Origin of the sequence: Streptomyces sp. MS191 (assembly GCF_008042125.1) — a bacterium.
In the GTDB taxonomy this organism is placed as follows: Bacteria; Actinomycetota; Actinomycetes; order Streptomycetales; family Streptomycetaceae; genus Streptomyces.
In genome coordinates, this window is sequence record NZ_RDBI01000209.1 from 1 (window position 1) to 10,743 (window position 10,743).

General features: G+C 74.3%; 11 protein-coding genes. 2 read left to right on the forward strand and 9 right to left on the reverse strand.

Annotation, left to right across the window (positions count from 1 at the left end; genetic code table 11):
* Together EAO71_RS36530 and EAO71_RS36535 are read left to right on the forward strand one after the other, a co-directional pair.
* Positions 1-1,391, forward strand: a 1,391-nt coding sequence (locus EAO71_RS36530; protein WP_147982087.1) for an MFS transporter, incomplete at its 5' end; no start/stop codon positions are given.
* 37 nt (positions 1,392-1,428) lie between these two features.
* Positions 1,429-2,427 (forward strand): poly(ethylene terephthalate) hydrolase family protein, encoded by a 999-nt coding sequence (locus EAO71_RS36535; protein ID WP_147982088.1) that lies wholly within the window; start codon positions 1,429-1,431, stop codon positions 2,425-2,427.
* 238 nt (positions 2,428-2,665) lie between these two features.
* On the opposite strand, the gene EAO71_RS36545 is transcribed toward EAO71_RS36535, so the two are convergent.
* The 9 genes from EAO71_RS36545 to EAO71_RS38125 form a co-directional block, all read right to left on the reverse strand.
* Complete coding sequence (locus tag EAO71_RS36545) at positions 2,666-3,412, reverse strand: maleate cis-trans isomerase family protein (RefSeq protein WP_147982090.1); 747 nt, start codon at positions 3,410-3,412, stop codon at positions 2,666-2,668.
* Positions 3,409-4,122 (reverse strand): hypothetical protein, encoded by a 714-nt coding sequence (locus EAO71_RS36550; protein ID WP_147982091.1) that lies wholly within the window; start codon positions 4,120-4,122, stop codon positions 3,409-3,411. The genes EAO71_RS36545 and EAO71_RS36550 overlap by 4 nt, the downstream gene beginning before the upstream one ends.
* Positions 4,119-4,955, reverse strand: coding sequence for an SDR family oxidoreductase (locus EAO71_RS36555; protein WP_147982092.1), 837 nt, complete (start codon positions 4,953-4,955; stop codon positions 4,119-4,121). Before EAO71_RS36555 ends, EAO71_RS36550 begins: the two co-directional genes overlap by 4 nt.
* Positions 4,952-5,950, reverse strand: a complete 999-nt coding sequence (locus EAO71_RS36560) for a hypothetical protein (protein WP_147982093.1) — start codon at positions 5,948-5,950, stop codon at positions 4,952-4,954. Before EAO71_RS36560 ends, EAO71_RS36555 begins: the two co-directional genes overlap by 4 nt.
* Positions 5,947-6,741, reverse strand: coding sequence for a hypothetical protein (locus tag EAO71_RS36565; protein ID WP_147982094.1), 795 nt, complete (start codon positions 6,739-6,741; stop codon positions 5,947-5,949). Before EAO71_RS36565 ends, EAO71_RS36560 begins: the two co-directional genes overlap by 4 nt.
* Before the next feature lie 4 nt (positions 6,742-6,745).
* A complete protein-coding gene (locus EAO71_RS36570; RefSeq protein ID WP_147982095.1) occupies positions 6,746-7,936 on the reverse strand; it encodes an aromatic ring-hydroxylating dioxygenase subunit alpha in 1,191 nt (396 codons plus the stop codon).
* A gap of 73 nt (positions 7,937-8,009) precedes the next feature.
* Positions 8,010-9,002, reverse strand: coding sequence for a dienelactone hydrolase family protein (locus tag EAO71_RS36575; RefSeq protein ID WP_147982096.1), 993 nt, complete (start codon positions 9,000-9,002; stop codon positions 8,010-8,012).
* Complete coding sequence (locus tag EAO71_RS36580) at positions 8,999-9,814, reverse strand: hypothetical protein (protein WP_222723627.1); 816 nt, start codon at positions 9,812-9,814, stop codon at positions 8,999-9,001. The genes EAO71_RS36575 and EAO71_RS36580 overlap by 4 nt, the downstream gene beginning before the upstream one ends.
* Positions 9,815-9,846: 32 nt before the next feature.
* Positions 9,847-10,743 (reverse strand): carbon-nitrogen hydrolase family protein (locus EAO71_RS38125; RefSeq protein ID WP_222723628.1); only part of this gene is annotated, 897 nt, incomplete at its 5' end.

Sequence of the window (10,743 nt, forward strand, 5' to 3'; positions counted from 1 at the left end):
TCATGAGCCCGACCGCCTCCCGCTCCGAACCCGATGAGGATCCGGCAGCGTTCAGTCCCTTCCCCGGGCGGCCCCCGGTCACCGTTCGGCGCGGCGCACCCGCGCCGTTCGGGTGGTGGCCGGCGGTCTGCGTCGCCCTCGTCGCCGCGATCGACCGCATCGAGTACAATCTCCTCGCCGGCGCCCTGCCCCGGATCCAGGCGGAGTTCGGCTTCGGCGACGCCGCCGGAGGGGCCATCGCGACCGCGGGATCGCTGGCCGCCGTGGTCCTGCTGCTCCCGGCGGGCCGGCTCGCCGACAGCGCCCGCCGCACCTGGACCATCGCCGCCGTCGTGGCCGTCTGGTCCCTGCTGACCGTCGGCACCGGGCTGGCCGGCGGCTACCTGACCCTGTTCACCGTCCGGGTGTTCCTCGGGGCCGCCGGACAGCTCTACAACCCGCCCGCCTCCAGCCTTCTCGCCGACTACTACCCGGGCCCCGGACGCACCCGGGCGTTCGGGTACGAGCGCATGGCCTACTTCGGCGGTCTGCCCATCGGGGTCATCGCGGGCGGCGCCCTCGCGCAGAGCGTCGGCTGGCGCACGGGCTTCTTCCTCGTCGCCGTCCCCGGCCTGCTCGTCGCCCTGCTCGTCCTCACCCTCCGCGAGCCGGTCCGCGGCACCGGCGACCGCCTCACGCTGTGGTACCGGGGCGACAGCGCCACCCCGCCTTCCCCGCGAGCAGCCCCCGAAGCCCGCACCGGCGCCGCCGTCCCCGTGCGTGCCCAGATCCGCGAACTCCTGCGGATCCGCACCCTGCGCACCGTCGTCACCGGTCTCAGCATCCTCTTCTTCGGTCTCGGCGGCCTCTTCTACTGGATGCCCTCCTACTACGGCCGGTTCTTCGGCCTCGGCGAGGCCCAGGCCGCTGCCGTGGCGGGCGGTACCGGGCTGGTCGGCATCGTCGCGGGCATCGTCACCGGCAGCTGGCTGGGCGACCGGCAGGGCAGGCCCCATCGTGGGCGGCGTGTCGCCGTGGGGGGAGCCGGCCTTCTCCTGGGAACCGTCGCCCTGGCCGGAGCCGTGGCGGTTCCCGTCCTCCTCCCGCAGGCCCTGTGCTTCGGCCTCGCCAACTTCGGCTTCGCCGCCGCGCTGGCCAACCTCACCGCCGCCAACGCCGACGTCGTCGCGGCGGAGCGGCGCGGGCTCGGCTTCGCCGTACTCCAACTCCTGGTCACCCTGGGCGGATCGCTGGGCCCCTGGCTGATCGGGCTCGCCTCGGACGCGACGGGATCGCTCCGCTACGCCTTCGCGGCGGTACTGCTGCCCCTGCTCGTCGGCTCCGTCGTCGTCCTGCAAGGCCGCAGGCACTACGACGCCGACGCTGCCGCAGCCGCCCACCGTTCTGTCTGACCCGCAATCCGAAAGACGCCAAGAGAGGGGACTACCGATGGAGAACGCCCTACACGCCCCACACGCCCTACGCACCCGCGCGCTCCGCAGCCGGGGCCGAGTCGTCGGCTTCGGTCTGCTCGGACTCGCCCTGCTGACCGCGGTGAGCACCGCGAGTCCGGCGGCCGCGGCCGAGACGCCGCAGAGCCCCACCCCGGTCCCGACACTCGTCTACGCGACCTCGGTCGGGGCCGACACGGCCGACGTCTACTACCCCGAGAACGGCGACCGGCTCCCCGTGGTCCTGCTCCAGCAGGGCGCCAACGTCGACAAGAGCCACTACGAGGGGTACGCCCGCACCGTCGCCGCGTTCGGCTTCGTCGTGGTGGTCCCCAACCACGTGCGCTCCGTCTTCGGCATCCCCGGTCTGTGGGCATCGGCCGATCAGGGCCTGACCACCGTCGCCTGGTCGAAGACGGAGAACACCCGGACGGGCAGCCCCTTGGCCAACCGGCTCGACCCGGCGAGCTTCGCCCTTCTCGGTCACTCCTTCGGCGGCGCCGCCGGCGTCGCCACCGTCCAGGGGCAGTGCGCTCCGCCGTTCTGCTTCGGCCTGCCGCCGGGCGCGGTCACGCCGGGCGAGCTCAAGGCGGCCGCCTTCTTCGGCACCAACAACGTCCCGCCCGGCGGCGGTCCCGTCGCCCCGGTGAACAACACCGTGCCGGTCGCTCTGATCCAGGGATCCGCCGACGGCGTCGCGGCCCCCGCGGCCGCACAAGCCACCTACGACGCCCTGACCGGCACGCCGAAGGCGCTGGTCACGGTCGCCGGGGTCAATCACTACGGCATCACCGGCGTCCAGAACCCGCCCGGCGCGGCCCCCGACCCCTCGCCCCAGACCACCGACCAGGTGGACGGAATCCGAACCTCCGCCCGCTGGTCCGCGCTCTTTCTGAAGGCCGCCCTCGGCGACGCCTTCGCGCGCTCCTACGTCCACGTCTGGGGCGACGGCGCGGACCCCGCGGTCACCGTCCAGCAGGTCTACCAGAGACCTTGAGTGGTCACCGGCCGGCTGACGGCCGGTGAGGGAGGTCCGGCGGGGCCTTCGGTCCACGGGTTCGGGAGCCGATGCCCCCGCGCTCGACCGAAGGCCCCGCCGGCGCCCCTTCCGTCGGACGGACCGTACGGTGTCACCAGCGCCCCGGCCGGACGGCAGCCGGGTGGTTCGCCGGGTCCTCCCGGCCCGCGACCCGGGTGACGGGCCGGGCGGACCCCGCCGACCGTCTCCAGGTCGCTCAGTGGTCTCGCAGCAGAGTGCCGTGGCCGTGCAGGGTGTCGTGGCAGCCGTTGTCCCGCAGCGCCATCCACCACGTGGCGGCGTTGATGGCGATCACGGGCAGCCCGAGCCACCGCTCCGCCTCGTCGGCGAGCGAGACCATCGACAGGTTCGTCCCGCACTGCACGATCGCCTCCACGCCCGGCAGCGCCGCCAGCTCGACCAGAGCGGAGCGCAGTTCGGCCTCCGTCACATGGGCGATGGACACGGCCGTCGGACAGCGCAGGCCCTTGATGCCGGCCACCTCGAAGCCGAGCTCGGTGAAGAACCGGTCGACGTTGGCGTCGCCGACCGGCTGGTACGGGGTCACCACGGCGATCCGCCGCGCCCCGAACAGCCGCAGCGCCCGCTCGCAGGCCTCGGCGCCGGTGGCCACCCGGAGCCCGGTGATGTCGTGGATCTGCCGTACGAACGCCCGGTTGCCCTCGACGCCGCCCCAGAAGGTCTCCGCACTCATGCCCATGACCATGTAGTCCGGCTCGCAGGTCAGCACCCGCTCGCAGGCCGCGCCGATCTCGTCGCGGATCTGCTCCAGGAGCCTCTCCATGCCGGCGTCCCGGTCCATGTTCTGGTCGCGGATGTGGATGCGTGAGAAGTGCGAGGTCACCCCCGGCACGGCCATACGTGCGAAGTCGGGTTCCACGATGGTGTTGGTGCTGGGGGCGATGACGCCGAACTTGCGCCGCCAGCCGAGACTGTCCGTCATGCGCGCCGCCGTTCAGCCTGAGGGGAGGAGGGAGAGGGAGCGAGGGACGGGGCCGTGCGCCGGTGCCTCGCCAGCCGCCACGCGAGCAGGACGAACGCCCCCTGCGTGAGGGTGTTCGCCGACTGCTCGACCCACTGGAGCGCGACGCTCTGGTCGGGGCGGGCCGCCAGCGGGCCCAGGACGTACATGCCGGTCAGCCACAGCCCTCCCGCGGCCGCGGCCGCCGTGTCCCGGTGCGAGCGCGCCAGCAGGATCAGCCTCACCGCGCACACGGTGACCGCCACGATGGTCAGCACCATGTGCGGCGCCGTCGACGTCAGCAGCAGTCCCACGACGCCGGTGGCCGTCCAGGCCGCGGCCAACCCCCACAGCGGCGGCGTTCCGCGTCCGCCCGGCGGTTCGGGTCCGCCGGCGGCGGGCAGGGTCAGCAGCGCGTGCGCGAGCAGCAGGAAGCCGGCCGAGAGGCAGGGGAAGAGGGCCTTGTTCATGACCTGGAGGTCCGGACCGTCCAGGGCCACCACCAGCTTCCAGACGGCCTTGGAGAGTCCTCCCAGGAGGATCAGCGCCGCGCCGGCCGCGCCGGAGCGCCCGCCGCGAACGCTGTGCCGGCGCAGCGGGCCGATCAGGAGAGCGGCTCCCGCGCCCGTCAGGACGACCGGGACGAAGTCCTCGACGGCGAGCGAGAGCGGATAGTCCAGGGTTCCGCTCACGAGGCCCCCTCCCTGTCCGCCGGAGACGGCAGCTCCGGCGGCAGCACCGACCGCTTGCGCAGCGCGGCCGCCGCGAACCGCCCGGCCGCCCTGCGGCGCGTCAGCCACGCCACCCGGCCGCCGTTGGCCGTCCGGTCGGCCAGCACCCGGTCCGCCAGCCACGGGGTGACCGTCTCGACCCGGTCGGCCAGGATGTTCAGCACCGGCCGCGCCTTCGCGTACTCCGTCGGCGTGTAGTCGTGCAGCAGCAGGTCGGTGACCACGATCCCCGGCGACAGCAGCAGCGCCCGCACGTCGTGGGATCGGGTCTCCCGCTCCCGCTCCAGGTCGGCCGCCAGCGCGCCGGTCAGGTAGGTCACGGCGCGTTTGCCGGCCCCGTACACGCTGAGGCCGGGCAGGGTCCGGCCGTCCGAGCCGAAGCCCTCCATGTTCCACACCCGGCCGCGCCCCTGGCGCAGGAAGCGCTCGGTGGCCACCGCGCTGCCGTTGACGACGCCGCGCAGGTTGACCGCCGTCACGGCGTCGGCCTCCCCGGAGGGGATCTCCCACAACGGCTTGCGGGCCGTGGTCGCCCCGGCGTTGTTGATCCAGACGTCGACCGGGCCGAAGGCCTTCTCGGCCGCCGCCCCCAGAGCGGCGACCTGGCCGCGATCGGTCACGTCCGCCGTGTGGCCGACGGCGTCGGCGCCGCCCCCCAGGCTCCTGAGGGCGGCCTCCACGGCGGCGGGGTGCCGTCCGCAGAAGGCCACCCGGCAGCCGCGGGCGAGAAACGCGCGGGCCAGGCCCAGCCCGATGCCTCGGGTGCCGCCCGTGATGACCACCGTCGAGGTCATGACCCGGCCTCCCAGTCCAGTACGCCGTGCAGGACGGCCGCCAGCACGTTCCCGCGGAACAGTTCGTAGGTGACGGCCAGACGGCCGCCCGCCGCCATCCCGGGGCGCGCGTCCAGGACGAACTCCCGGCCGCGCACGCGGTGCACGTCGCCGTCCGTGAAGTGCCACAGCGGGAAGGCGGCCCGCCCGAAGGCCTGTGCGTTGCCCCAGGCGTCCGGGCCCTCCCAGAACTCGCGGGTCCCGTCGCGGCGCCGCTCCACCGTGAAGGACCGGTCGAGTCCGGCCCCCCGCCAGCTGACGTGGTGCCGGGCGCGCAGCAGGTCCACGGGCCGCACCGCGATCTCCACGTCCACCTCACCGAGGTGCTTCTGCTCCGCGCTCCACAGCTCGCACGAGCCGGTGAAGGCGCCGGGCTGCTTGGTGGGCAGGATCCAGGGCACCGGGCCGGCGTCCGTCTCGGCCGCCAGGTGGCGGGCGACGTGCTCGCGGGCGGCCTCGTCGGTGTGGTGGCCGGTGGTCCGCGTGTACACGCCGTTGAAGCAGCCGATCACGGTCCAGCCCTGGTGCAGCACGGAGGAGTAGACCTGGGTCTGCCCGTCCGGCAGGACGTGGTTCCAGGTGTTGAGCGCCACCTGCCAGCCCTGGCCGTAGTAGTGGGCGTCGACGAAGGAGCCGTACGGCTGCCCGCTGCCGTGGAAGTCGGGCCCGGTGTAGAGGCGGTTGTCGTCGGCGTCGCTCACCCCGAAGGCGAACGGCGCGGCGAGCTGGAACCGGCCGGCCAGCGGGCCGCCCTGACGCAGGCCGCCGTCCATCCGGTAGAGGGTCCGGCCGTCGGTGAACTCGGAGGAGCGGCGGATGTCCTCGTACCCGCACCACGTCCCCTGGGCGTCGAAGAGGGACGGCCGGCCGTGCCACTCCCCGGCGATGCGCTGCTGCCACTCGCTCGGGCCGCGACCGGGGGCCGGGGCGGTCCTCCCGCTCCCGTTCCCGCTCATGCCCCGGCCTCCTCGCCGCTGAGCCGGCCGGTGGTCAGCAGCCCGCGCAGGCCATCGGTCGTCGCCTGGCCCAGCAGCCGGTCCACCTGCGCCCACACCGGGTCGATCTCCCGGCTGAACAGGGCCTGGCGCAGCCGCCGGTCGCGGACCGGCGCGTCGCCCTCCTTGGCCTCCCCGGCGGCGTCGGCAGGGAACGCCCGGGCCAGCCCCAGCCAGTGCCGCAGGTACTCCGCGGCGATCGGGGTGATGGCCTGCAGCGCCGGCTCGTCGGCGCGGTGCACCAGCATCCAGGGGGACATCAGGGAGCGCTGGCGCGGGCTGATCGCCGCCGGGGCCAGGCCCGGGATCTCCGAGGCGCGGGCGAACGGCGCGCTCAGCGGCCCGTACACCAGGTCGGCGTAGGCGGGGCTGACGGCGAGGTCGACGCGCTGGACCAGGTCCAGGTGGAACGCGTACCCGCCGCCCGCCTGCACGGAGTCGAGGGTGAAGTGCGGGAGCGGACCGTCGCCGTCGCCGAAGGCGAACACCATGTGGCTGTCGAGCCCGAGGGCCGGCACCACGAGGGACACGGCGACGGCCGCGTCGACGCCGCCGTCCCGCCCCTCGTGGCGGAAGTACCGCACGGAGCCCACCGGATCCGGGGACGCCGGGGAGGTCAGCACGGTCCAGGGCGTGGGCCGTTCCCGGAGCCCCGTACCGGCCAGCAGGGCGTCCAGCACGGTCCGCGAGAGCCGGGCCGCGGGCGTCGCGGTGCCGGTGGAGGCGTCGGGGGCGGGAGTTGAGGACGTCATGGGGCTACTCCTTCTCACTGTCGGGTACCGGGGACCGGGCCCCCTCGACCGTCGGGTGGAATCCCTGGGCCTTCTGCTCCCAGGCGCGGGCGAGCTCCGGGACCGCCCGCCGGGCGGGCGAGGCGATGACGGTGGCGCTGCGCGCCGGGACGTCACCGACGATCCGGTCGGCGTCGCTCACCGCCCAGCCCTTGGCCGCGAGTTCCTGGCGGCGCCGGCGGTAGGCGACGGAGATCATGTCGGAGCGCAGGTGCAGCTCGGCGCCGAGATCGGCCGGCAGCAGCTCGGGACGGGTCCCGTCCACCACCGGGGCGTCCTGGTCGAAGATGCCGAGCACCCGCTTGCGGGCGTTCCTGTCGGCCCAGTCCCCGGTGAAGAAGTCGCGCAGCGCCACCCACTTCACCAGGGTGGTGGTCTCGTCGACCGGGATGTTGGTGTCGTAGATGATCATGTTGCCGAGGGGCAGTCGCACGTGGAGTTTGATCAGGTTGGGCAGCATCCACCCGGCCGTCGTCACCACCGGGGGGCGGTTCCTGCCCTGGGACCTGCGGTCCGTGTAGAGCTTCGCCCACAGCCCCTTGGCGGCGGGCGGGTGCAGGGCCACCGTCGCGAAGGCCGACCACTCGTCGGGCTGCTCGACCGTGTACTCCTCCACCTCGGGCCGGTCGGGGTTGCCGAAGGCACCCGCGTGGACGAACGGGGTGTGCGCGATGTCGCAGCCGTTCTCCAGCACCCGCTCGTAGTTGGAGTGCCACAGGAGCTCGCCGGTGACCGCTTTGAACCGGCCACCGTCCTGGACCAGGTCCTCGAACTCCGGCCATCGGGGGATCGGCGGCCGTTCCTCCTCGGGAAGGTCGCCCAGGAAGACCCAGAGGAAGCCGTACCGCTCCTGGACCGGGTACGAGTCGACCCGCGCCTTCTTCGGGATGCCGCGGCCCGGCTGATTGGCCGGGATCGTGGTGCAGACGCCCTCCGGATCGAAGCGCCAGCCGTGGTAGGGGCAGACGACGCAGTCGTCCGTGAGGGTGCCCGCGGAGAGTGCGGCCCCCCGGTGCGCGCACAGGTCCGAGAGCGCGACCGCCCTCCCGGCCGCCGTGCGGTACAGCACCAGGGACTGGCCGAGGCACACGGCCTTCAGCGGCTTGCGGGTGACACGGTCGGAGAACTCGACCGCGTACCAGAAGTTCTTCAGCATCAGCGGAGCACCTCGCGCTCTCGGGAGGTTCGGCGTCGGTGGGGAATCGGCGGGCCGGCGACGGGGGCGGACATCAGCGGCGCCGCACGTCGAGCAGTCCGGGATGCGGCGGCGCCAGCAGTGCGTCCAGCTCCGCCTGGTCGTCCGGGTTCGGCGCGGCCGGCCGCTCGGGCAGCAGTACCGCCGAGCAGAACGCCGCCACCAGGCGGCCGGCCAGGGCACGCGCGCCGCTTCCCTCCGGTTCCGGTTCTTCCAGGAAGCCGCGGGCGCTGGTCGCGTCCACCGGATCGCAGAGGGCGAAGTGGCCCGCCCCGGCGATCCGGACCCAGGCGTGCGCGCCGCCGGAGTCCGTCAGCGCCTCGTGGAAGGTGCGGGCGACGGGGTCGGCGTCCGCGTCCGTCAGGGCGTAGCGCTCGGCACTCGCCGCGATCACCCCGTCGTGCTCGCCGGACATCAGCAGGACGGGCACCCGCGCACCGACCGGAAGGACCGTGCCCGGAGGATGGCCGAGGGCCGCGGCCACCCGGGTGTGCGCGCCGTAGGTGAACACCCCGCGCAGACCGGGCACATGGGCGGCGGACTGCAGTGCCACGGTGCCGCCGGCCGAGTGCCCGCCCAGCACCACCCGCTCCGGGTCCAGCAGCCCGTCCAGCGGCGAACCGGGAGCCGGCTCGGCCAGGGCCGCGAGCACCGCACCGAGCAGCGGGGTCGTCGCCCGGGTTCCGTAGGCGCCGGGGGTACAGGCCGCCAGGTCGATGCCGGGGGTCACCCCGTGGCTCCCGCCGAAGAGTTCCCCGACCAGCTCGGGCGTCACCGCGACGAAGCCGCGCCGGGCCAGCAGCACCGCCAGCCAACGGTAGGAGTCGGCCGGGACGTTGATCCCGGGCAGCAGCACCACCAGCGGGAAGGGGGCGCGCCCGGCGTCGGCCGCGATCACCCCGGTGAGCCGCTCGGCGTCGGACCCGGTGGCCCGGGCGGGGTAGAAGACCCGCAGGTGCGCGGTGTCGTAGGGCTCCTTGAGGCCGGGCACCCGGCAGGCCCGCCACTCGGACCGGACCTGGCTCACGAAGGCCTCGGCAGGATCCGGTCGCCGCCCCAGAGCGCACGCACCAGCCGGTCGGTCACCTGCTCGCCGAAGTACCGCACGCCCATCACGTTCGCCGGGTCGCGCTCCACGATGTTGCGCCGGATCGCCAGGTCGGCGGCGGCCAGCGCCTCGCGCTCGGCGGCCGCTACCGGCTCGGCCTCCTCCACCCAGGTCAGCCAGCGGTCGACCTGCTCGTGCATCAGCCGGCGCACCAGCCCGATGTGCCGCTCGTCGCGGGGCATCGAGTAGCAGTAGGCGGTGGGGGAGAGGCTGCCGCGGATGAAGCCGGTGCGGCTGGTGAACCACGTCAGGTCCTCGTACTCCTCGCGGACCGCGAGCCACTCCTTCTCGGCGGGGGCGTAGTAGCGGTCGTAGTAGTCGCCGTCGGCCACCAGGCTTGCCCGGGGCACGGAGTCGAGGTAGAACCAGCCGCCCGGCCAGCACAGCAGGGCGATCCCCAGGTGCGGGACGCGCACGTGCGGGCCCAGCCAGACGGTGAGGTGCAGGTTGACGAAGCCGCGTTCCGGTTCGCCGACCCAGGAGTGGATCATCCAGTCGATCTCGGGGCCGGTGTAGCCGGCCAGTGAGCCGCGCGGGCCGTCGGCCTGCGCGCCGAAGGCCTCCAGCTCCTCGGTGGAGGGGTCCCGGCGCAGCTCGAAGCGGGCGTCGATCTTCTCCTTGAGTTCGGCCAGCAACTCCTGCCACTGGACGAACGTCTCGGTCACATCGGTGACCGGAGCTTCGTCCGTCATGTCCTGGACGGCCTTGAGTGTCTCCGACACGTCGCTCACAGCGCTCCTTCGGTGGCCGGATGGGGAGTGGGTCATCGATCGGTCGTGCGGTGCGCGAGAGCCGGGTCCGGCCGGGGCGCCACCAGGGCGTCCGCCAGCCTCCAGGGCCGGCCGCCGACCAGGTCCGTCCCGCGCGAGACCAGGCGCCGCTCGGCCTGGCGGGGCCGTACCGGGGCGAGGGTCAGGCCGGGTCCGGCCTGAGTGGTGACGGGCGTGCTGATGACGCCGTCGAAGGGCGCCTCCCGGGAGCGCCACAGGCCGAACTCCACGGGCAGGGCGTGCACGGCGCCGGCTCCGTGACCGGCGGCCACGAGGTTGATCCGGTTCTCCGCCGCCCGCTCGGGCAGGCCGAGGGCGTACTCCCAGGGCTCGGCCGCGCCGCCGAGGCAGACCGCCGCCGTGTCGACGCCCGCCAGCGCGGCGAGGCGCAGGGTCTCGGGCTGGGCCGCGTCGTCGCCGAGGACGACCGCGACCCGGCCCCAGGGCGCGTCATGGGTGAGGAGCGCCCGCGCCTCGCCCGCGCGGGCCCAGCCGCGSTGGCGGGCGCCTTCGTGCAGCTGGTGCTGTGTCAGCACCGGTCCGTCGGAGCCGAGGAGCAGAGCAGCGTGGCCCTCGGGCAGCGGGAGCGTGCAGGCGAGATACGCCGGACTGCCCGACAGCGCCCCGCGCAGGATGCGCAGCACCTCCTGCGCGTCCTCGACGTCCGGCCGCCGCGGATCGGGCAGCACGCCCCCCGGGAACCAGAACAGCTCGGGCAGCACGATCAGCGCGGCTCCCCGCCCGGCGGCCTCGCCGACCAGCCGCGCAGCGTCCTCGACGGCGGCGCGGCCGCCGCCGGACGGCCGGACGACCGCCGTCCCGATCCGTTCGGCGCGGGTCCCGGCGAATGCGGGGGCGGGGGCAGGCGGGGAGACGATCGGCCGGTAGAG